The sequence below is a fragment of the Nocardioides sp. BGA-UO-ETr-FS32 genome, assembly GCF_059567905.1.
In genome coordinates this window covers 716,631-736,246 of record NZ_JCAQOX010000015.1, presented here as the reverse complement: position 1 = coordinate 736,246, position 19,616 = coordinate 716,631, and the positions used below count along the sequence as shown (strand labels likewise).

Annotated in this window: 24 protein-coding genes and 1 tRNA gene; 9 read left to right on the top strand and 16 right to left on the bottom strand. The window is 71.0% G+C overall.

Annotated features, from left to right (window positions below; genetic code table 11):
* Positions 1-10 precede the first annotated feature (10 nt).
* The 3 genes from AC57BS_RS17055 to AC57BS_RS17045 all read left to right on the top strand — a co-directional run bounded on the left by AC57BS_RS17055 (position 11) and on the right by AC57BS_RS17045 (position 2,270).
* Positions 11-547, top strand: coding sequence for a hypothetical protein (locus tag AC57BS_RS17055; protein ID WP_496412629.1), 537 nt, complete (start codon positions 11-13; stop codon positions 545-547).
* A 116-nt stretch (positions 548-663) separates the two neighbouring features.
* Complete coding sequence (locus AC57BS_RS17050; protein WP_496412628.1) at positions 664-963, top strand: hypothetical protein; 300 nt, start codon at positions 664-666, stop codon at positions 961-963.
* Positions 963-2,270, top strand: a complete 1,308-nt coding sequence (locus AC57BS_RS17045) for a hypothetical protein (RefSeq protein WP_496412627.1) — start codon at positions 963-965, stop codon at positions 2,268-2,270. The genes AC57BS_RS17050 and AC57BS_RS17045 overlap by 1 nt, the downstream gene beginning before the upstream one ends.
* A 38-nt stretch (positions 2,271-2,308) precedes the next feature.
* Here the strand turns inward: AC57BS_RS17045 and AC57BS_RS17040 are convergent, their stop codons facing one another.
* The 8 genes from AC57BS_RS17040 to AC57BS_RS17005 all read right to left on the bottom strand — a co-directional run bounded on the left by AC57BS_RS17040 (position 2,309) and on the right by AC57BS_RS17005 (position 9,634).
* Positions 2,309-3,508, bottom strand: coding sequence for a tyrosine-type recombinase/integrase (locus tag AC57BS_RS17040; RefSeq protein ID WP_496412626.1), 1,200 nt, complete (start codon positions 3,506-3,508; stop codon positions 2,309-2,311).
* A 3-nt stretch (positions 3,509-3,511) separates the two neighbouring features.
* Positions 3,512-3,736 carry a helix-turn-helix transcriptional regulator gene (locus AC57BS_RS17035; protein ID WP_496412625.1) on the bottom strand — a complete coding sequence of 75 codons (225 nt, stop codon included), beginning with the start codon at positions 3,734-3,736 and terminating at the stop codon, positions 3,512-3,514.
* 182 nt (positions 3,737-3,918) lie between these two features.
* A tRNA-Met gene (locus tag AC57BS_RS17030) sits at positions 3,919-3,992 on the bottom strand.
* 142 nt (positions 3,993-4,134) lie between these two features.
* Positions 4,135-7,167: a UPF0182 family membrane protein gene (locus tag AC57BS_RS17025; protein ID WP_496412624.1), complete on the bottom strand. Its 3,033-nt coding sequence runs from the start codon at positions 7,165-7,167 to the stop codon at positions 4,135-4,137.
* Positions 7,164-7,751 (bottom strand): PPA1309 family protein, encoded by a 588-nt coding sequence (locus AC57BS_RS17020; RefSeq protein ID WP_496412623.1) that lies wholly within the window; start codon positions 7,749-7,751, stop codon positions 7,164-7,166. Before AC57BS_RS17020 ends, AC57BS_RS17025 begins: the two co-directional genes overlap by 4 nt.
* Positions 7,748-8,800, bottom strand: a complete 1,053-nt coding sequence (locus tag AC57BS_RS17015) for a YlbL family protein (RefSeq protein WP_496412622.1) — start codon at positions 8,798-8,800, stop codon at positions 7,748-7,750. Before AC57BS_RS17015 ends, AC57BS_RS17020 begins: the two co-directional genes overlap by 4 nt.
* Before the next feature lie 69 nt (positions 8,801-8,869).
* Positions 8,870-9,130, bottom strand: coding sequence for a hypothetical protein (locus AC57BS_RS17010; RefSeq protein WP_496412621.1), 261 nt, complete (start codon positions 9,128-9,130; stop codon positions 8,870-8,872).
* A 42-nt stretch (positions 9,131-9,172) separates the two neighbouring features.
* The gene (locus AC57BS_RS17005; protein WP_496412620.1) at positions 9,173-9,634 is read right to left on the bottom strand and encodes a molybdenum cofactor biosynthesis protein MoaE; all 462 of its coding nucleotides are present in this window, start codon (positions 9,632-9,634) and stop codon (positions 9,173-9,175) included.
* 60 nt (positions 9,635-9,694) lie between these two features.
* Here AC57BS_RS17005 and AC57BS_RS17000 point away from each other — a divergent pair, with 60 nt between their 5' ends.
* Together AC57BS_RS17000 and AC57BS_RS16995 are read left to right on the top strand one after the other, a co-directional pair.
* A complete protein-coding gene (locus AC57BS_RS17000; RefSeq protein WP_496412619.1) occupies positions 9,695-11,038 on the top strand; it encodes a zinc-dependent metalloprotease in 1,344 nt (447 codons plus the stop codon).
* On the top strand, positions 11,035-11,646 hold the full coding sequence (locus AC57BS_RS16995; RefSeq protein WP_496412618.1) for an NUDIX hydrolase: 612 nt from the start codon (positions 11,035-11,037) through the stop codon (positions 11,644-11,646). Before AC57BS_RS17000 ends, AC57BS_RS16995 begins: the two co-directional genes overlap by 4 nt.
* Here the strand turns inward: AC57BS_RS16995 and AC57BS_RS16990 are convergent.
* From AC57BS_RS16990 to AC57BS_RS16980, 3 genes are all read right to left on the bottom strand, one after another.
* On the bottom strand, positions 11,583-12,122 hold the full coding sequence (locus tag AC57BS_RS16990) for a M48 metallopeptidase family protein (protein WP_496412617.1): 540 nt from the start codon (positions 12,120-12,122) through the stop codon (positions 11,583-11,585). The genes AC57BS_RS16995 and AC57BS_RS16990 overlap by 64 nt on opposite strands.
* A 49-nt stretch (positions 12,123-12,171) precedes the next feature.
* Positions 12,172-13,233: a PHP domain-containing protein gene (locus tag AC57BS_RS16985; protein ID WP_496412616.1), complete on the bottom strand. Its 1,062-nt coding sequence runs from the start codon at positions 13,231-13,233 to the stop codon at positions 12,172-12,174.
* Positions 13,234-13,513: 280 nt separating this feature from the next.
* Complete coding sequence (locus AC57BS_RS16980) at positions 13,514-14,368, bottom strand: enoyl-CoA hydratase/isomerase family protein (protein WP_496412615.1); 855 nt, start codon at positions 14,366-14,368, stop codon at positions 13,514-13,516.
* A 190-nt stretch (positions 14,369-14,558) separates the two neighbouring features.
* Between AC57BS_RS16980 and AC57BS_RS16975 the strand changes: the two genes are divergently transcribed.
* Together AC57BS_RS16975 and AC57BS_RS16970 are read left to right on the top strand one after the other, a co-directional pair.
* Complete coding sequence (locus tag AC57BS_RS16975) at positions 14,559-14,717, top strand: DUF5679 domain-containing protein (protein WP_090969683.1); 159 nt, start codon at positions 14,559-14,561, stop codon at positions 14,715-14,717.
* Positions 14,718-14,831: 114 nt separating this feature from the next.
* A complete protein-coding gene (locus AC57BS_RS16970) occupies positions 14,832-15,347 on the top strand; it encodes a hypothetical protein (protein WP_496412614.1) in 516 nt (171 codons plus the stop codon).
* Positions 15,348-15,354: 7 nt separating this feature from the next.
* On the opposite strand, the gene AC57BS_RS16965 is transcribed toward AC57BS_RS16970, so the two are convergent.
* The 5 genes from AC57BS_RS16965 to AC57BS_RS16945 form a co-directional block, all read right to left on the bottom strand.
* Positions 15,355-15,522 (bottom strand): hypothetical protein, encoded by a 168-nt coding sequence (locus AC57BS_RS16965; RefSeq protein ID WP_496412613.1) that lies wholly within the window; start codon positions 15,520-15,522, stop codon positions 15,355-15,357.
* Positions 15,523-15,664: 142 nt separating this feature from the next.
* Positions 15,665-16,045, bottom strand: coding sequence for a putative WhiB-interacting protein (locus AC57BS_RS16960; RefSeq protein WP_496412612.1), 381 nt, complete (start codon positions 16,043-16,045; stop codon positions 15,665-15,667).
* On the bottom strand, positions 15,940-16,290 hold the full coding sequence (locus AC57BS_RS16955; RefSeq protein WP_496412611.1) for a WhiB family transcriptional regulator: 351 nt from the start codon (positions 16,288-16,290) through the stop codon (positions 15,940-15,942). The genes AC57BS_RS16960 and AC57BS_RS16955 overlap by 106 nt, the downstream gene beginning before the upstream one ends.
* Before the next feature lie 122 nt (positions 16,291-16,412).
* Positions 16,413-16,598 (bottom strand): hypothetical protein, encoded by a 186-nt coding sequence (locus tag AC57BS_RS16950; protein WP_496412610.1) that lies wholly within the window; start codon positions 16,596-16,598, stop codon positions 16,413-16,415.
* Positions 16,599-16,718: 120 nt separating this feature from the next.
* Entirely contained in the window at positions 16,719-18,785 is a 2,067-nt protein-coding gene (locus AC57BS_RS16945) for an ATP-dependent DNA helicase UvrD2 (RefSeq protein ID WP_496412609.1), read from the bottom strand.
* A gap of 85 nt (positions 18,786-18,870) precedes the next feature.
* On the opposite strand from AC57BS_RS16945, the gene AC57BS_RS16940 reads away from it, so the two are divergent.
* Both AC57BS_RS16940 and AC57BS_RS16935 read left to right on the top strand, forming a co-directional pair.
* The gene (locus AC57BS_RS16940) at positions 18,871-19,113 is read left to right on the top strand and encodes a mycoredoxin (RefSeq protein WP_129456424.1); all 243 of its coding nucleotides are present in this window, start codon (positions 18,871-18,873) and stop codon (positions 19,111-19,113) included.
* A gap of 32 nt (positions 19,114-19,145) precedes the next feature.
* Positions 19,146-19,613, top strand: coding sequence for a ScoMcrA-related endonuclease (locus tag AC57BS_RS16935; RefSeq protein WP_496412608.1), 468 nt, complete (start codon positions 19,146-19,148; stop codon positions 19,611-19,613).
* The last annotated feature ends 3 nt before the right edge of the window (positions 19,614-19,616 follow it).

Below are 19,616 nucleotides of genomic sequence, written 5' to 3'. Positions count from 1 at the left end.
GGACTCGGCCATGAGTCCGTACCTGGACGAGCCCGACGACCCTGACGGCTACCGCAGTGTGAACGATCTCCTGGAGCGACCGCCGGTTCCGATCAACTGGAACCTGCTGGACGCGGAGCAGGCCGAGATCGAGTGGCACGACCTGGATCAGTGGGTCCAGTGGCTCAAGAGCACGTTCGGGCTCCCGCCGAACATCGTGCCGCCGTCCTGGCACCGCCACGACGAGCTCGTCTGGGAACTCTCGGCACTGCACTGCCACTGGCTCAGCTGCTACCACGAGTCGGCGTCGCCGTCGGCACCCATCAGCTGGATGCGGGAGTTCGCTGAAGCTCGCAGCCGACTGCGGGACTGGGTCTCGATCTGCGGCACTCGGCTCGACCGCGACCGCCCGACTAGGCAGACCACGTGGCCCGGCGAGCTCCCGGCTGACGCCGGAGGAGAGATCGAGATCCGCGACCGCGACAAGGACTTCGCCGACTTCGTCCGCGAAGACGTTCTGCGCCGTCGCCGGATCGAGGCCATCACGAATCAGCAGCTCGTTGGGTGAGCCGGAACCCTCCCATGGCCAAGTCGCGCCCCCGTCCGTCCACAGCATTCGCGCCGCAAGGCGCCTAAGAGCGCTCACCGGCACACGGTCGATTCCCGACCCCTGAAGGAGGGAACATGCTTCTCCCCCACGCACAGACCCTCGCCCAAGCCAGGTCGTACGTCGCCGCACTCGCCGACCAGGCTCTGACTATCGCTGCGTCGTCTGCGTACGAGCGCGTGCTCCTGGAACTCGACCGCGTCCACGGCGACGACTGCCCGGCACTTGACACCGAGGACCTCACCGACGACCGCGACATCCTGCTCGCCGTCGCGAGCAACGCCGTCGAGGAGCTCGAGAACTACGGAGTCGACCCCCTGTCGGTCGAGCTCATCCTGGCGATGCTCGTCGACGCGCACGACCTGGACATCGGCTGATGTACGGCGAGAACGGTGCCCAGATGCGTACGGAGTTGGCAGCGCTCCTGCGCCAGCACCGGGTGATGCACCGGCTCGCCGCAGACTCATCCGCCGAGCGGGCTGAGGTCGGGCAACAGATCCTGCGCTTCCGGCGTGCGCTCGTCGTCTGGTGCGCGCAAGCCATCCGTGTGGCACAGCCGCTCACGTTCCTGAACATCCCGCAGAAGCCGGCGGACCCCTTCCGGGCGACGAGCGAGCACGGCGCAGCGGTGAGCGAGCTGGCACGCGCCCTCGAACTCGCTCGCGATCAGGCAACGATTTCGGCCGCTTCCAGTACCGAACTGGCGACGCCGAGCTCGAACGACGTGGTCGAGCACTGGCGCTTGGCGGCACGGGCCGCGGCACTCGCCGAGCACGACACGGCGCCCGACGTTGCGGTTCGCCTCACGGCAGCCCAGGCCCGAACCATCGCGGGCGACGTCGCGGCGATCAGCCAGGCACTGGTCGTGCTCGATCGTCGCTACCGGAACACGCCCGACTGGGAGTCGCTCGCTGGCTGCGATCGGCTGGGGTGGGCAGCACTCGCTACGGCGCTCGACGTCAGCCTGGGGCAGCCCGACTACAGCGTCGACCAGATCGGCTGGCGCCCGCGGACCAAGCCGATCCGTGGACCGGCCAAGCCGGGAGTCCTCGGAGTGCTCCAGGCCGAGCACAACCTCCTGGTCCGGATGAAGTCGTTCCCGAACGCCATGAACCTGCGCCTGATCGTCGACTCTCAGCGCCTGCTCACCTCACAACTCATCCCGTACGCAGAGCGGGTCGATCCCGAACTCGCCGAGCGATGGCGAGCCCGCACTGCGACGTACTCGCGAATCCAGCGCGAGCTCCGCAACCTCGGTGGAAGACTCGGCAATGGCGCAGGGGCCACGGCGGAGGGCGCGAACGCGGTCAGCCGCATGAAGGCGTTACCGGCCGACACCGTGATCGAGCCGAGGATGCTCGGTGGCTTCCAGACACTGTTCCGTCGCATCGACGAACGCATCAGCGACGTCCTCGAAGCCGGTGTCGAGCGCGGCGCTTTCGTCGAACGGGTGACGGTGCCTCGCCTGGTGAGCGGCGAGGGGCGGCTGGTCCACCCGGTTCGCGAGCGCTTCGTGCCCGTCGCCCGCGCCACCGACCTCGAGGTCATCAGAACCGCACGTGAACATCTGCGGCCTCGGGCAGAGCCTGCGGTGGCGTCGCCGGGCTCGAGCCGAGTAAATCTCCATGCCGCGCTCATCCACCGGCCGACCAAAGGGAACGCGCCAGACGTTCCCCGGATGTGAGCCGACCGTTCCGGCGTCAGCCGCGACGACGGAAGGCCCTACTCCAGCTCGTCAACGCGTCGCCGGGGCGCCAGCGATTCGAGAATCTCCGCGGTCAGCGGATTCACGGTCCGGTCAGGCTCGATGTAGTGCTTCTTCGTGATCTCCGACGAGCTGTGACCGAGCATCTCCGCAGCCAGTTCGGCTCCCCCAGCGCGATCGACCACCGTGGCGACGGTTCGGCGGAACGCGTGCGGCGTGACGCCCGTGATGCCGACCTCGCTCAGGACGCTGCGCAGCCGCCTACGGACGTTGTTCGTCGTCAAAGGCGTGCGGTTGCGGCTGAAGAAGAGAAGGTGGTCGGGCGGTTCGTCAGCAACGACGACGAGCCGCTCCCGCAGAACAGCCGCCGTGAAGCTCGGGACGGAAACGAGTCTGGTCGAGGTAGTCGTCTTCGGGTGCGGCTGGCGCACGGTCGGCCGTCCCTTCGGAGAGACGATGGTGCCGCAGATGAGGACCGTCGCCGGTGTGCGGGTGACGTCGATGTCGCACTTCCGGATGGCGAGCACTTCACCGATGCGGGCGGACGTCCCCAGCATGACTTCGATGATCTGCTCGAGCTGACCGTCAGGCGGTGGGCCGGGAACACCGGGGCCGCGACGCCAGGTCCGGGCCGCCGCCCGTATCGCCTCGACCTGGTCGTGCGTGAGCGAGACCGCCTCAGACGGCGGCTTCTTCATTCGCTTCGCCTCTCGGACGGGGTTCTTCGGAATCGCCTCGTAACGGGCGGCCAGCCCGAGCGCGAGGTTCAGGACGGTCTTCGCTTGCTTCGCATAGCTGTAACTCTTGTTCGCGGCCAACGACTTGAGGAACGGCTCGATCCGGCCGATGGTGACCTCGCGGAGGGTGTAGTGCTCGAACGCCGGCATCACCAGTTGGCGCATGTTCCGTTCGTAGAGGGCCCTGGTGCTCGGCGCCAACCCACCTTCGAGGTCCAAGTCGGCGAGCCAGACCTCCACGAGCTCCTTGAACGAGCTGTCTGGGGTCAGTTGGCGGCTGCCGCCGCCATGGGTTGCCCTCTGCGCGAGCTTCTCCTTGAGCCGATGCTCAGCGAGCTTCCTGCTCGACGCCGTCGCCTCGACGCGACGGACCTGGCCGTCGAAGTCGCGTACCCGGGTCCGCGCTCGCACCCGCCCGGGCCCGAGCGTCGTGAAGTCGATGTCGCCGAAGGTTCCGATCGGCGTGCGGGGCCTAGCCATTGGTCACTCCCCGGACGCAGCCCGTCCTGGCGCGCTCTCGCGCTGGGTTGCCAGCCACTCGCGAACGTCCGGGATCGCGTACTTCAGGTGCCGACCGACCCGGATCGCGCAGGGGCCGTGACCCGTCAGCCGCCAGTCGTAGATCGTCTTGACCGGCACGCCGAGGTAGTCGGACAGCTCGTCGATGCTGATGAGCTGGTCGAGACCTTCGAGGTGATGGGTGCTCATGCACTTCAGGTGCGCATCCGGCACCGCAGGCATCGGCAAGGACCGGCAGCAGTCGGGACCGGCTCAGACGGACGCGGCGCGGAGCCACATCCCCGCACCGAAAGTGGAGGGTTCCTGGAGGGTGGATCAAATCGAAATGCTTTCAGGCGTGGGATCCGACTGGATCCCACGCCTGAACTTTGTAGCGGGGGCAGGATTTGAACCTGCGACCTCTGGGTTATGAGCCCAGCGAGCTACCGAGCTGCTCCACCCCGCGTCGGTGAACAGAACATTACAGGGGTGGGTCGGCAGAGCCCAAATCGGGGTGCCCCGGCAGCCCCGTCGCAGAAGAACTGCGGCCGTACGACGGCTCCGGACTGTCCCGGTGCGTCGTACGGCCGCAGTTCGTTGAGCTGTGGTCAGCCGAGCTGGCGCACCGCCTGCTCGACGAGCTCGCGCCCCTCCTCCATCAGGCGGGCCCACCGCACCGTGTCGCCGGCCTGCTGGGCCTCGTCGGCCTCGGCGAACTTGGCCTCGGCCTGGCGGAGCAGCTCGCTGACGTCGGCGTCACCGCCGGGCGTCGGGTTCTCGCCCGGGGTGTTCGTCGGCTCCTCGGTCGGCTCCTCCGTCGGCGTCTCCGTGGGCGTCTCGGTGGGCGTCTCGGTGGGCGTCTCGGTGGGCGTCTCGCCCGTGCCGTCCGTCGACCCGTCGGCCGTCAGCGCGTCCTCGATGGCGCCCACCAGCGTGGTGCCGATGCCGACGCGGTTCTCGTAGGACACGAGCACGAAGCGCAGGATCGGGAAGTTCGACTCGCCCGCGCGTCGCGTGTAGACCGGCTGGACGTACATGAACGAGTCGCCGATCGGCACCGTCAGCAGGTTGCCCGGCACCCGGTCCGCGTCGCCCGTGGTGTAGGGCAGCAGCGCCTGGCTGACGTCCTCGTTGGTGGCGAACGTGTTGGCGATCTGCAGCGGTCCACCCGTGGGCTCGTTGGGCAGCTCCAGCACCGAGACCTTGCCGTAGTCGGGACTCGTCGCGTCGCTGTTGACCGCCATGTAGGCCGCCAGGTTGTTCTCCTTGTCGCGCGGCACGTAGACCGAGGTCAGCGACCACGTGTCACCGTCACCGGTGTCGGTGAAGAGTCGGTACGGCGGCTGGAGCCGGGTCGTGCGCTGCGGGTCGCTGGGCACCTCCCAGCGGCTCGACCCCTCGAACCAGGCCGACGCCGAGGTCTCGTGGTAGCGCTGGAACTGGAAGCGCTGCGCCTTGAACAGGTCCTCCGGATAACGGAGGTGCTCCGCGAGCGCCTCGGGGATGTCGCCCTTGGGCTGCACGACGCCGGGGAAGACCTGCCTCCACGCCTTGAGGATCGGGTCCTCCTCGTCCCACTCGTACAGCGAGACGGTGCCGTCGTAGGCGTCGACCGTCGCCTTGACCGAGTTGCGGAGGTAGTTGACCTCGTCGGTCGGCAGCGTCTGGAAGCCGGTGTTCTCCTGAAGGGAGTCGTCGGTCATCTCCTCCAGCGACTCGCGCTGCGACAGGGGGTACTTGTCGGTGACGGTGTAGCCGTCGAGGATCCACTGGATCCGGCCGTCGACCACGGCGGGGTAGGGGTCGGAGTCGACGGTCAGCCACGGGGCGACCTTCTCCACCATCTGGCGCGGGTTGCGGTCGTAGAGGATCTTGGAGTTCTCGTGCACGCGGCTCGACAGGAGCAGGTTGGGCTCGCCGAAGCGCACGGCGTAGAGCAGCTGCGTGAACACGTTGCCGATCTCCACGCCCGCGTCGCCGTTGTACGTCGTGGCGACGTCCTCCTCGCTGCGGTCGCCCTGCGGCAGGTCGAACTCCACGGGCCCGCCGTCGGGGTCGAGTCCGACGATGCTGTAGGACGGGCTCTGCTCGCCGAAGTAGACCCTCGTCTCGTAGCCGTCCTCGCCGGCGAGACGGGACAGGGTGTCCTCGTCGGCCTCCGCGCCCTCGGCCCACTGGATGCCGGTCTGCTGGGTGGAGTCGTCCTCGGGACGCTGGTTGGCGAAGGCCGCGATGACGCCGTTGCCGTGCGTGTAGGCGGTGTGGAGGTTGGACCAGTTCTGGTCGTTCTCCGCGAGTCCGCTCTGGTCGAGCTCGCGCACGCCGAGCACGACGGCGCGGTCGGTGCCGTCGATCTCGTAGCGGTCGACGTCGAGCACGTTGGGCACCGAGTAGTAGGCGCGGACCTGCTGCTGCTGCTCGAAGATCTCGCTGACGATCTGCGGGTCGACGAGCGGGATGCCGTCGGTCAACCCGTCGAGCGCCTCGAGGCGGCCGTCGTTGGCCACGGCCGTGCCGCCGACGTTGCGGACGTCGATCTGGTCGAGCTGGTAGGCCGCACGCGTGGCGTCGATGTTGGCCTTGATGTAGTCGCCCTCGCGGTCCGGGACGTTGGGGTTGACGCGGATCGCCTGGACGACGGTCGGCACGATCAGCCCGAGGATGATCGCCGAGAGCGCGAAGAGCGCGACGCCCACCGACGGCAGCAGCCAGGTGCGTCGCCAGATGTTGGCGAGGAAGAGCAGGGCGCACACGATGGCGATGCCGGCGAGGATCTCCTTGGCCGGGAGCACCGCCTTCTCGTCGGTGTAGCCCATGCCGGTGAAGATCGAGCCGGAGTTGGTGACCAGGTCGAAGCGGTCGAGCCAGTAGTCGACGGCCTTGGCGAGCACGAAGACCGCCAGCAGCGCCGAGACCTGGACCTGGGCGGCGCTGGTGAGGCGCTCACCGGGGCGCGCCGAGAGCCGGATCCCGCCGAAGAGGTAGTGCATCAGGATCGAGGCGATGAGACCGACCACGGCGAGCGCCATGACGTAGTCGACGATGTAGTGCCAGAACGGCAGCTCGAAGACGTAGAACCCGGCATCCATCTCGAAGTAGGGGTCGGTGGTGCCGAAGGACTGCGAGTGGCGCCACAGGGAGTAGCTGCGCCACTGGCCAGACGCCGACGCACCCGCGAACAGGCCCATCAGCAGCGACGCGCCCGCGATGACCCACCCCATGCGGGGCGCGAGGAGCTCGCGGTAGCGGTCCATCCCGTCGTCGGGCATCCCGGGCATGCCGGGCCACAGCACCGGCCGGAAGCGGTAGGCCAGCGACATCGACGTCGCGACCGTGGCGATCATCAGGCCGGCGAAGACGAGGAACAGGCCGATGCGCGTGAGGAGGAGGGTGGTGAAGACATCCTGGAAGCCGACCGAGTCGAACCACAGGCGCTCGGTCCAGAAGGACGCGAACCCGCTGAGCAGCATGAAGGCGACCACCAGGATGATCGCGGTGATGACCAGCGCGCCCGGTCGGCGCGAGGCGACGACGGGTCGGGCACCGCCGCCACCGGGGCCACCGGGACCGCGGGGACCGCCGGGGCGCTGGGGACCGCTCGGTCCGTCGGGTCCGCTGGGTCGATCGAAGGGATTGCTCATCGCCTGCTCAAGGGGTTCTCGTCGGGGCTGGTCTGGGTGTCGTGCAACGTCGCATGGAGGAGCTCGAGCAGGCCGGGCACCAGCTCGGTGCCGTTGACCACCGACTGCTCGTCGTCGTGGGCGCGCAGCCGGAGGGCGCAGTAGGACGCCCCGGCGCGGGTCACGCCGGCGACCATGCGTACCTCCTGGCGGTCGGGGTGCTCGCGGGCATAGAGCTCGGCGGCGGTCGGGTCGTCCGGGATGTCGTCGTCGGTGCCGGGCGGCAGCACCAGGCGCTCGATGACGGCCGCGCACCCGGAGACGCTGTCGGGCCAGGCGATCGTGTGGAGCGCCTCCTCGAGGGCCTGCCCGGGCGGCAGCCCGTCCTGCTCGATCGGCGTGAACGACCCCTCGTCGCCGGGGCCGTCGATCGACATCACCGCCGCGAGCGCCGGCTCCTGCGCGACGAGGGTCGCGGTGTCGACGAGGGCATAGAGGCGGGCCGGCTGGTCCCAGCCGTCCCGGGCCACGTGCGCCTCGATCTCGAGGACGGCCGCGGCCAGGGCCGGGTCCTCGGGCAGCGGCTGGTCGGGCAGCTCGGTCATGACGCGGCGTCCTCACAGGTCGGGATCTCGGTGTCGGGGTCGGCGACCCAGTCGGCCAGGGTCTCGACCGCACGGTGCATCGTGGTGGCCTTCGCCAGTCGCATGTCTCCGGGGTCCACTCCCCCGATGCCGTCGCAGTTGTCGGCGGGCACGAAGAACAGCCCGGCGCCGGCGTCGCGCGCGGCCGCGATCTTCTGCTGGATGCCGCCGATCGGGCCGACCTCCCCCGCCGGGGTGATCGTGCCGGTGCCGGCGATGTCGGCGCCGCCCGTGATCGATCCGGGGGTCAGCGTGTCGTAGATGGCCAGCGACATCATCAGACCGGCGCTCGGGCCGCCGATGTTGTCGGAGATGTCGACGCTGACCCGGAAGGGGAAGTCGAAGCCGATCCCCGGGGAGATGCCGATGCGGAGGTCCCCGTCGACCTCCTCGGGCGTGATGTCGACGCTCAGGTCCTTCTTGCCACGGCGTACGAGGAAGGTGAGCGCCTCGCCCTCGTCGGTCGCGTCCACGGCGTCGACGACGTCCTGGGCGTCGGTGATCTCGGTGTCGCCGACCCGGAGCAGCCGGTCGCGCACCTCGAGCCGGCCGTCGGCCGGGAGCCCGGGCGTGACGCTGACGACCTCCACGACGGGGTCGACCTCCTCGCCGAGCTCCGTCAGGGCGGCCGCCACCGCGGTGTCCTGGGAGGAGACCATCGCGGCCTCGGACTCGCGGTCGCTCGACTCGTCGGTCTCGTCGGGCGCATAGATCGAGGACCGTGGCCACACGGCCGCGTCGGGGTCGAAGTAGGCGCGCAGCAGCTCGGGAAGGGTGACGTCCTCCTGCGGGGTGCTGACGTAGACCGTCGTCATCCGCAGCTCGCCGTCGTCGTAGAAGGCCTCGCGTCCGCTGACCTGGACGATCTCGCCACCGTCGGACTCGGCGAGGATGTCGACGGTCGGTCCGGGGTAGTAGGTCACGTAGGGCAGCGGCACGAACACGGCGGTCGCCCACAGCACTGCCAGCAGGCACAGTGCGAGCAACCCCGCCCTGGTCCGCTGACTCATGGGCGCAACTCTCTCAAACGACGGCAACTCGCCGGCACCCAGCCGACCCCCGACCTGTCGTCCCGGTCCTCAGCCGGCGCGTCGGGACGCACCGCGGTCGGCGCCGCCGCCGTGGCTGGGGCGTACGGCGATGCCCGTGCTGCGGTCGCGGACCGGAGCGGACGTACGCCGCGTGCCGGCCGGCAGGTCCTTGCCGAGGGCCTTGCCGAGACGTTGGACGGCGACGTCGCGGTCGACCTCGCCGCGGCCGTCGCGCCCGGCCCACGACACCCACACCATCGCCGCCGCCGTCACGACGGCGGAGGGGACGAGCCAGAGCAGGATCTCCACCCGGCGAGCGTAGGCGCCCCCGTGCGCCGGAGCGGGGAGGCCCTACGGCGTGCCGACCCACTCCTCGGTCCGGTCGTCGAAGACCTGGTGCTTCCAGATGGGCACCTCGGCCTTGAGCGTGTCGATCAGCGCGCGGGAGGCGGTGAACGCGTCACCGCGGTGCGCGGCCGTCGTGGCGACGATGACCGCGAGGTCACCGATCCGCAGCTCGCCGACGCGGTGCACCGCCGCCACCCCGCGTACGTCGTGCTCCTGCGCCACGCGCCGGCAGACCTCCTCGAGGCGCGCGAGCGCGGTCGGGTGGGCGGAGTAGTCCAGCGCGGTCACGCCCTTGCCGCCGTCGTGGTCGCGGACCTGGCCGATGAACAGGGTCAGGCCGCCGGCCCCGTCGTCGCCGAGCGCCTCGACGACCTCGGTGACGTCGAGCGGGGTGTCCCGGATGGCGACGAGGCGTACGGGATCCGGGGCGGGCTCGGAGGAGGAGTCGGGGACGGGATCGGTCACACCGACGAGTCTAGGAGAGCAGGGGTGCCGGTGCTGGGCGGACTGAGTACGGTTGGTGGCATGAGTGACACCCCCGGAAGCCCCGGACAGTCCGGTCAGGGTCCGGATGACAACAACCCCTTCAAGGGCACGCCCTTCGAGCAGATCTTCTCCCAGATGGGCGGGTTCGGTGCCGGCGGCGGCATGCCCGACCTCAACGCGCTGATGGCGCAGATGCAGTCGCTGTTCGCGCCCCACGACGGGCCCGTCAACTGGGACTCCGTGACCGACCTGGCCCGCCGCTCCGCCGCGCAGGAGCCGGACCCGGCCGTCAGCCCGGCGCAGTCGAGCGCCGTCGCCGACGCCGTACGCCTCGCCGACCACTGGCTCGACACCACCACCGAGTTCCCCTCCGGCGTGACGACCACGGCCGCGTGGTCGCGTGCCGAGTGGATCGTGGAGACCATCCCGGTCTGGAAGGTGCTCGTCGAGCCGATCGCCGGGTCCGCCACCGACGCCCTCGGCCAGGCGATGCCCGAGGAGATGCGGCAGCTCGCCGGCCCGCTGATGGCGATGCTCGGCAAGGCCAGCGGCGCGATGGTCGCCTCCCAGGTGGGCAGCGGCCTCGGCGCGCTCGCCGGTGACGTGCTCAGCGCCTCCGACATCGGCCTGCCGCTCGGCCCGATCGGCAAGGCGGCGCTGCTGCCCACCAACGTCACCGCCTTCGCCGACGAGCTCCCCGACGTCTCCACCGACGACGTGCTCCTCTACCTCGCGCTGCGCGAGGCCGCCCACCAGCGCCTCTTCGCGGGCGTGCCGTGGCTGCGCGACCACCTCATCGGGGCGGTCGCCGAGTACGGCGCGGGCATGGACTTCGACACCTCCGGCATGGAGGCCAAGCTGCGCGAGGTCGACATGACCAACCCGGCTGCGATGCAGGACGCCCTCGCCGGCGGCCTCTTCGACCCCGAGCCCTCCGCCGCGCAGAAGGCCGCGCTGGAGAAGCTCGAGGTCACGCTGGCGCTGGTCGAGGGCTGGGTCGACGAGGTGGTCAGCCAGGCCACTGCCGAGCGGATGCCGGCCGCGGCCAAGCTGCAGGAGACCGTACGCCGCCGGCGCGCGGCGGGCGGCCCGGCCGAGCAGACCTTCGCCACGCTGGTCGGTCTCGAGCTGCGGCCGCGGCGACTGCGCGACGCCGCCACCCTGTGGGGCTCGCTGCGCACCCGCCAGGGCACGGAGGCCCGCGACGGCGTGTGGATGTCGCCGCAGCTGCTCCCGACCGCCGCCGACCTCGACGACCCGCTGGGCTTCCGCGAGGACTCGGTGGCCCCCGGGGAGCTGTCGGACGAGGAGTTCGACGCCGGTCTGCGCGACCTGCTCGACGGTGGCTCCGACCCCGGCCCCGACTCACCTCCGACGGAGTGAGCGCCCTCCACGCGAGCGCGGTCGCCGCGTTGTCCAGCTGGGTCGCACCGACGCCCCAGCAGGCCGCGCTACGCGACCGCTACGTCGCCCACCTCGCCGCGCACGCGGACGGCCTGGCCAAGGCGTGCTTCCCCGACCACCTCACGGCCGGTGCGATCGTCGTCTCCCCCGACGCACGCGCGGTGCTCCTCAACCACCACCGCAAGGCCGACGCCTGGCTGGCCTTCGGCGGCCACCTCGAGCCCGGCGACCGGTCGCTGGCCGCGGGGGCACGGCGCGAGCTCGTCGAGGAGTCGGGCCTGACGTCGTTCGACTTCGACGAGGAGCCCCTGTCGCTCGACGAGCACGCCGTGGAGTTCTGCTCCGACCGCGGCACGGTCCACCACCTCGACGTACGCTTCCTGGCCACGGCCGAGCCCGACACGGCTCACACCACGAGCGAGGAGTCGCTCGACGTGCGCTGGTGGCCCGTCGACGCGCTGCCGGCGACCTTCGACGACATGTACGTCCTCATCGACGCCGCGGTGGCGCGGGTGCGGAGCCGTCAGTCGGGCTCCACCCCGGGTGGCGGCTCGAGGCGGGCGCCGGCGGAGTATCCCTCGAGGTAGCCCTTGGCCTTCTCGGCCCGGGGATAGCGGTCGACCCACGCCCAGAAGGCCGGGGTGTGCCCGGCCTCCAGCAGGTGGGCGAGCTCGTGGACGAGGACGTAGTCGACGACCCAGGCCGGCACCTGCTGCAGCCGGTCGCTCAGGCGGATCGTGCGGTCGCCAGGCGTGCAGGACCCCCAGCGGGCGTTCTGGTTGGTCACCCAGCGCACCGACGCCGGCACGGCCAGCCCGCCGAAGTAGAGGTCGTTGAGCTTGGCGGCGCGGGCCACCAGGTCGTCGTCCGAGCGCAGCTTGCGCTTCTCCTGCCGCTGGACGCGCGCGACCATGTCGGCGACCCAGGTCGCCTCGTCGCGCTTGCTCATGGTCGCGGGGATGAGCACCACGATCCGGTCTCCGTCGCGATAGGCCGAGACCGTACGCCGGCGACGGCGCGAGCGGCGCACCTCCACCTCGGGCGGGGCGGCCGGCGTGCTCATGTGCTCGAACCTAGCCGCCCCCACCGACGGCGGCAGCGGGACGCGCGGGTCAGAGCCGGGCCGAGGCCCACTCCAGCAGGCGGTCCCGCTCCCACGTGTTGACGATCCGGTCGGGGTCGATGCCGGCCTCGGTGGCGCGCGCGGCGCCGTGGTCGAGCATGTCGAGCTGCCCCGGAGCGTGGGCGTCGGAGTCGATGGAGAACAGGCAGCCGAGGTCGCGGGCGAGCTCGAGCAGCCGGGTGGGTGGGTCGCGACGCTCCGGACGCGAGTTGATCTCCACCGCGACGCCCTCCTCGGCGCACGCCGTGAAGACCGCCCTCGCGTCGAAGCGGCTCTGCGGGCGGGTGCCCCGGTTGCCGGTGACGAGGCGGCCCGTGCAGTGGCCGAGCACGTTGGTGTGCGGGTTGCGCACCGCGCCGACCATCCGCCTCGTCATCGGACCCTCGTCCATCTTGAGCTTGGAGTGCACCGAGGCCACGCGGACGTCGAGCCTGCCGAGCATCTCCGGGGTCTGGTCGAGCGAGCCGTCGTCGAGGATGTCGACCTCGATCCCCTTGAGCAGGGTGAAGGACCCGCCCAGGTGCTCGTTGACCGCGTCCACGACCCCGAGCTGGCGGGCCAGCCGCTCGGCGCTCAGGCCGTTGGCCACCCGCAGTCGCGGGCTGTGGTCGGTCAGCACGAGGTAGTCGTGGCCGAGCTCCACGGCGGTCATCGCCATCTCCTCCAGCGGCGAGCCGCCGTCGGACCAGTCTGAGTGCGAGTGGAGGTCGCCGCGCAGCAGCGACCGCAGCTGCTCGCCGCCGCGGGCGAGGGGTCCGGACGTCGCCTCGAGCCTGACCAGGCGGTCCGGGACGACGCCGTTGCAGGCGTCGGTGATCACGGCGGCGGTGCTGGGCCCGATGCCGGGCAGCTCGGTCAGCGTGCCGGCCTCCGCACGGCGGCGTACCTCGTCCTCGGGCAGCGGCAGGATGGTGCGCGCAGCGTTGCGGAACGCCTCGATCCGGCGAGTCTCCTCGCGCTGGCGCTCCATCAGGAACGCGATGCGCCGCAGCGTGGCGACCGGTCCGCGCGCCGCGGATGCCGACTCCTCACCCAACTTCTTCTCCTCCACACCCTGAGGGTCGTCGAACCCGCTGGTCACCCGCACAGTACGTCGCTGCGGCCGGGCGTGTCGCCCACAGGACCCTCCCCACACCGGGCGTCGTCCTCCACGACCACCGCGGCGGCGTGCACATGCTGTCCACAGCCCTGTCCACAGGGGTGGACGCCGATTCGTTGACCGCTCCCCGCGTCGGCCCTAGCGTTGCGCAGCAGAAGGGCCCCACGGCTCCTCGACGTCAGCAGGGGAAGGCAGGCGTCGAAGGCTGCGGGGCCCCTTCTCATTCCTCGTCTCACTCCCCGCGGAACCGCGGCGCCCGCTTGTCGCGGGCGGCGGCGATGCCCTCCTGGAGGTCGGCGGTCGCGAGCGTCATCGGCTGTGCCAGCGCCTCCCACTGCAGGGCCGACTCGAAGTCGGCGTGACCGCCGTCCGCGAGCGCGACCTTGGTGAGGCGGGCCGCGATGGGTGCGGTCGCCGCGATGCCGGCCGCGGTGTCGAGCACCTCGTCGAGGAACGCGTCGGGGTCGATGACACGCGAGACGAGGCCCAGGCGCAGGGCCTCGTCGGCCTCCACCACGCGCCCGGTGAGCAGCAGGTCGCGCGCGTGCGCGGGGCCGACCACGTCGGGCAGCAGCCACGTCCCGGCCATGCCGGCGTGCATGCCGAGCTTGTTGAACGGCAGGCCGAGCTTCGCCCCGGCCTCGGCGTACCGGATGTCGCACGCGAGCGCCAGGCACAGGCCCGCTCCGATGGCGTGCCCGTTGACCGCCGCGATCGTCGGCACCTCGAGGCGACGGATCGAGAGCCAGGCGCGGTAGAACGGCAGCATCCGCGAGCGCAGGTGGTCGACGCTCGCGTCGGGCTCGCTGGCGATCCACGAGGTGTTGCCCCCGGAGCAGAAGGCGCTCCCCTCGCCGGTCACGACGACGGCGCGCACCGTTCGGTCGGCGGCCAGCTCGTCGATGGCCGCGACCCACGACGCGGTCATCTCGTCGCTCATCGCGTTGCGCATCCCGGGGTTGTCGAGCGTGAGCAGGACGACCCCCTCGGACGGGCGCTCGAGACGGAGGTGACGGAGCTCCGGGGTGGGCGCCGGGGTGGGCGCCGGGGTGGGCTCTGCAGTGTGGTCTGAGGTGTGGTCGGGCATGGCCCGAGGGTACTGAGGCGGCTGAGCGTGGCGTCAGGCGGTTTCACGCTCAGCGCGTGTGGTGCGTGAGCGTGGGCCGAGCGTGGCGTAGGGTCGCGGATGGAGCGCTGGCAGGCCAGGGTTCCCCGGCGGGCTTCCCCTTCGACTACCCCGTCGCGACGACCACGAAGAAACAAGCAAGGAGGCCGTCATGGCGGAGACCTGGAGCGGCGAGTTCTACTGCGTCAAGTGCAAGGAGAAGCGCGAGGCGGAGGGCGAGATCAAGGTCAACGACAAGGGCACCAAGATGGCCAAGGGCGTCTGCCCGGTCTGTGGTACCAACCTGAACCGCATCCTCGGCAAGGCGTGAGCCTCACCCCGTGAGCACCGAGCGGCGGCGTCACCCACCCGGGTGGCGCCGCCGCTCGCATTTGTCCTGTGGACGACGCTCGACCGCGGCACCGCCCGTGGCACCGTCGGAGGCGTGAGACCTCCCGCGTACGCCACCTCCGACCGCGCCCCGGTCCGGGCGCAGCTCGACTGCCCCGCCGCCTGGCACGACGTCGTCGTCGCGTCGCTCGCGGCGGCAGGTGTCGTCGTCGACGACGCGGCTCCCGTGGGCGTCGCCGTCAGCCCCGGCCGACTGGTGTCCCCGGTCGTGGACGACTGGAGCGTCGCCTCGCTCCCCCACCTGCTGGTGGCGGTGCAGCCGTACGCCGTCGAGGTGGGCCCGTGGTCCCTGCCGGGCGTCGGGCCGTGCGCGCGATGTGTCGCCGCGGCGGTCCTGGACGCGGGTCCGCCGGCCTGCCCGGGCGAGCCGCCGCGACCACTGCTCGCCCTGGCGGCGGGCGCCGCGGCCCGCGACCTGGGCGCCTGGGCGCGCAGTGAGCCGCCGCACTCCTGGCTCATGTCGTGGCGCTACGACCACGATCCCCTGCCGACCGCCCGCCGGTGGGAGCGGCACCCCTACTGCGGGTGCGCGTGGTTCGAGACCGCCTGAGCGCGGGTCACCACCACTCGCTGTCGAGCTTGCCCTCCATCGCTCGCAGGTTGTCGCGCGAGCAGGTGTCGCAGAACACCTGCTTGCGCCCACGCTCGACCGCGGTGCTCCAGGTCAGCGTCCGGTCCTCCGGCGCCTCGGTGCCGCAGAAGTCGCAGGTCACGAGCTCGCTCACCCCTCGAGGCTACTCCGCCCGCAGGCAGCCGGCAGTGGTCCCGGAACAACAGTGAGCCGGTACGTCGTCATCGTGACGTCGTACCGGCTCACTGTTGTGTGCTCACCCGCGATCAGGGTGAGAGCCTCCCCCGAGGGGTGGATCAGATCGCGCGAGCGAGGGCGAGACGCGCCTGCTGCGCGGCCTGCTCGGCCTTGCGGCTCATCCGGCGGGCCATGGCCAAGTGGTGGCCGCGCCGTAGTTCGTGCGCCTCTCCCAGGCGCGCGGACATTTGCGCGCGAGCGAGTTCTTCATGCATGAGATTCATGTCGTTGCGTCCATTTCGGTAGGTCTTCATCGGTGTATTTCCTGTGTTTCCTCGGAGTTGACTGAGCGGTGGCGCCTGCGCGGGCCCCGTTCGACTGGGTGCTGTCCGGTCTAGGCGACCTGGACGGTCTGGTCGGACTTGCGGGGCCGGCCTCGCGGCCGCTTGCGCGGGATCACCACGCCCTGGAGGAAGAGCTCGCCTCCCCAGACGCCCCACGGCTCACGCCGTTCGAGGGCTCCGTCGAGGCACATCGCCTGCACGGGGCAGTCGATGCAGAGGGCCTTGGCGGCCTCCACGTCCGCGGGGGACTCGGCAAACCACAGCTCTGCGTCGTTGACGCGGCAGGGCAGCAACTCCTCATCCACTCCGGCAGCTGCGTCGTGCAGTGCTCCGAGCGGGGCCCGGGGCTCCACCTCGGTCTTGTCGGCAGCTCGGGTGCGGTCGAGAACGCTGATGGTCATGTGTTTCACCTCCTTCTCGTTGACCTGATCGCGGGTGTGATGACGCTTGGGACAAACAGAAAGGCCGCGGATCCCGGGGTTCGGGTTCCGCGGCCTGGAGGCTGCCGGTGTAGGTGCGTGACCTATGTCGACGGACTCCAGGCGGGAGGACCCGGGAAATCGCCCTTGATGCGAACGATGGCGGCGGCGTCGCCCTGGACAGCCACCACACCGGCACCGAAGGCGCGCGTGTGCGCGCAGGGGCGGCCGAGCGTGGACATGCCGAAGGACGGCGTCCAAGCCGTCATCGTCTTCGTGTAGTTCTCCATGGGGGCCACCTCCTTCGGGGCATCGGGCGCGGATCGTTGTCAGCGATCCCATGCGCATGGGTTGTTGTGAAGGGAACGTTAGACCCCTCACATCGTCAGGGGCAAACCATTTTATGGGTATTACGGAGAATTCTTCTCGGAGACGGCTCCGACGGCCTCCCCGGCGACCAGCGCGAGCACGTCGTCGCCGTACTTCGCGATCTTCCCGGGACCCACGCCGCTGATCGCGCGCAGGCCCTTCTCGTCGCTGGGGACGTGCTCGGCGATGAGCTGGAGGGTGGCGTCGGTGAACACCACGAAGGCGGGGACGCTGTCCTCGGTGGCGCGGGCGAGCCGCCACGCGCGCAGGCGCTCGAAGAGTGCCTCGTCGTAGGAGGCCGGGCAGTCGGCGCACCGGCCGGTCTTCTTCTCGACGGCCGTGGACAGCGCCGTGCCGCACTCGCGGCAGTGCATGGCGGCGCGGTTGCGGCGGCTGCGCTCGCGACGCTGGCCGGACACCCCCGGCACCCCGTCGAGCAGGGGCGCGACGAAGGGCGAGCTGCCGCGGTTGGACCGACCACCGGGCTCGCGGGCCGTCGCCCACGACACGGCGAGCTCGTCGCGGGCCCGGGTCATCGCGACGTAGAGCAGACGACGCTCCTCCTCGATCTCGGCCGGCGTCTGCGCCTGCGAGATCGGCATCATCTTCTCGTGCATGCCAGCGACGAACACGGCGTCCCACTCCAGGCCCTTGGCGGAGTGGATGGTGGCGAGGGTGACCGCGTCGGCCACCGGTGCGTGCTGCTCGCTCGCCCGACGGTCGAGGTCGTCGACGAAGTCGCCGACACCCGCCTCGGGTCGCTCGCGGCCGAACTCGGTCGCAAGGTCGACGAGCGCCTGCAGCGACTCCCATCGGTTGCGGACCTCTCCCCTGCCCTCCGGGGGCTCGGTCGAGTGGCCCATCTGTGACAGCACCGCCACGACCGCGTCCGCGACGGCGCCCGACGCCTCGCCGCTGCGCGCGGCGCCGCGGACGAGGGTGATCGCCTGCCGCACCTCGGCGCGGTCGAAGAAGCGCTTGGCGCCGCGTACGACGTAGGGCAGGCCGCGGGCCGCCAGCGCCTCCTCGAAGCGCTCGGACTGGGCGTTGATGCGCAGCAGCACCGCCATCCGGCTCGCGGGGGTGCCGGAGGCGCGCAGTGCGGCCACCCGCTCGGCGACGGCGTCGGCCTCCGCGACCTCGTCGGGAGCCTCGCGCCAGGTGATCCGGGCGCCGGAGGGACGCTGGGCGACGAGGTCGACGCCCTTGCTGGGGGTGCCGGCGAGCAGCTGGTTGGCCGCGGCGACGACCTCGGGGGTCGAGCGGTAGTTGCGGACGAGCTCGACGCTGGTCGCGGCCGGGAAGCGTTGGGTGAACTCACGCAGGTAGCGGGCGTCGGCGCCGGCGAAGGAGTAGATCGTCTGGGCGGGGTCGCCGACGACGCACAGCTCGTCGCGACCGCCGAGCCAGAGGTCGAGCAGCGCCTGCTGGAGCGGGGAGACGTCCTGGAACTCGTCGACGACGAACCACTTGTACTGTCGGCGGACCTGGGCGGCGACGGCCTCGTTGTCGGCGAGGAGGCCGGCACCGAAGAGCAGCACGTCCTCCATGTCCATGCGGCCCTGTCCGCGCTTGACCTCCTCGTAGGCGTCGAAGGCGCGGGCGACGACCTCCGGATCCATCCCGGAGACGGCCCGACCGCGGGTGCGCGCGATCGCGGCGTAGGAGTCGGGGCTGACGTTGGAGACCTTGGCCCACTCGATCTCGCTCGCGAGGTCGCGCAGCGTGGCCTGGTCGACGCCGAGGCGCTGGCGCCGGGCGGCGAGGGCGAGCATGCCGAGCTTGGACTCGGTGAGCTCGGGCAGCTCGCGCTGGTGCACCCGGGGCCAGAAGAACCGCAGCTGGCGCAGGGCGGCGGAGTGGAACGTACGGGCCTGCACGCCGGGGGCGCCGAGGGAGCGCAGCCGCTCGCGCATCTCGCCCGCTGCCCGGGTCGTGAAGGAGAGCGCGAGGACCTCGGTCGGCGCGTAGACGCCCTGCGCCACCCCGTGGGCGATGCGGTGGGTGATGGCACGGGTCTTGCCGGTGCCCGCCCCGGCCAGGACGCGCACCGGTCCGCGCAGCGCCTCGGCGACCTGTCGCTGCTCGGGGTCCAGCGCTTCGAGCAACGGAACAACTCCTGGGGGATCGTGGTTGAGAGGGCTGTCTGACCCTTGTTCTTCACCCTAGACGCCGGAGGGGACACTCCATCCCATGACCTTCACGATGTTCACCACGCCCTGGTGCGGTTACTGCCACCGCCTCAAGAGCCAGCTCGACCGCGAGGGCATCGCGTTCTCGATGGTCGACATCGAGCAGGAGCCGGAGGCGGCGTTCACCGTCGAGCAGGCCAACGGCGGCAACCAGACCGTGCCGACGCTGCTGTTCGCCGACGGGAGCACGCTCACCAACCCGTCCGTGGCGCAGGTCAAGGACAAGCTGGCCGCCCTCGCGTGAGCGGCTGGATGCTCCGGGGTTAGCCTGACGTCGTGTCACTGCTGAACTCGATCGACCGCGACCACGTCCTCACCGCCATCGAGACCTGGGACGCGGCAGGCGGGGCCAACTACATGCTGGTGCGCGGCGGCGTCTCCACGCACGTCCTGCTCCACCGCGGCAGGGAGTACGACGCCGCGGCGATCGCCGGCATCGCCCACGGCCTCGCGACCGGTCGTACGCTCACGCCGGCCGACATCCCCGGCGGCTCCGCGGGCGCGAGCAAGGCGCTGACGCGGCTGGGCTTCGACATCCGCGACGACTCGCCCCCGAGCGAGCGGGTGCCCGGCACGCGGGCCAGCACCCCGCGTACGCGCTCGACCTCGACGCGCAGCACGACGGCCCGCAGCACGGGTACCCCGCGGCCGACGCGCGTCGCCGCCAGCGACAAGCCGGACACGCTGTGCCCGCGCTGCTTCATCGCGGTGCCCGCCACGGGCATCTGCGACAGCTGCGACTGACCT

Bases quoted from the DNA above. Each gene is read 5' to 3' on its own strand.
- AC57BS_RS17055 (WP_496412629.1), top strand. From the start codon at position 11: ATGAGTCCGTACCTGGACGAGCCCGACGACCCTGACGGCTACCGCAGT.
- AC57BS_RS17050 (WP_496412628.1), top strand. From the start codon at position 664: ATGCTTCTCCCCCACGCACAGACCCTCGCCCAAGCCAGGTCGTACGTC.
- AC57BS_RS17045 (WP_496412627.1), top strand. From the start codon at position 963: ATGTACGGCGAGAACGGTGCCCAGATGCGTACGGAGTTGGCAGCGCTC.
- AC57BS_RS17040 (WP_496412626.1), bottom strand. From the start codon at position 3,508: ATGGCTAGGCCCCGCACGCCGATCGGAACCTTCGGCGACATCGACTTC.
- AC57BS_RS17035 (WP_496412625.1), bottom strand. From the start codon at position 3,736: ATGAGCACCCATCACCTCGAAGGTCTCGACCAGCTCATCAGCATCGAC.
- AC57BS_RS17025 (WP_496412624.1), bottom strand. From the start codon at position 7,167: ATGAGCAATCCCTTCGATCGACCCAGCGGACCCGACGGACCGAGCGGT.
- AC57BS_RS17020 (WP_496412623.1), bottom strand. From the start codon at position 7,751: ATGACCGAGCTGCCCGACCAGCCGCTGCCCGAGGACCCGGCCCTGGCC.
- AC57BS_RS17015 (WP_496412622.1), bottom strand. From the start codon at position 8,800: ATGAGTCAGCGGACCAGGGCGGGGTTGCTCGCACTGTGCCTGCTGGCA.
- AC57BS_RS17000 (WP_496412619.1), top strand. From the start codon at position 9,695: ATGAGTGACACCCCCGGAAGCCCCGGACAGTCCGGTCAGGGTCCGGAT.
- AC57BS_RS16990 (WP_496412617.1), bottom strand. From the start codon at position 12,122: ATGAGCACGCCGGCCGCCCCGCCCGAGGTGGAGGTGCGCCGCTCGCGC.
- AC57BS_RS16980 (WP_496412615.1), bottom strand. From the start codon at position 14,368: ATGCCCGACCACACCTCAGACCACACTGCAGAGCCCACCCCGGCGCCC.
- AC57BS_RS16975 (WP_090969683.1), top strand. From the start codon at position 14,559: ATGGCGGAGACCTGGAGCGGCGAGTTCTACTGCGTCAAGTGCAAGGAG.
- AC57BS_RS16955 (WP_496412611.1), bottom strand. From the start codon at position 16,290: ATGACCATCAGCGTTCTCGACCGCACCCGAGCTGCCGACAAGACCGAG.
- AC57BS_RS16950 (WP_496412610.1), bottom strand. From the start codon at position 16,598: ATGGAGAACTACACGAAGACGATGACGGCTTGGACGCCGTCCTTCGGC.
- AC57BS_RS16940 (WP_129456424.1), top strand. From the start codon at position 18,871: ATGACCTTCACGATGTTCACCACGCCCTGGTGCGGTTACTGCCACCGC.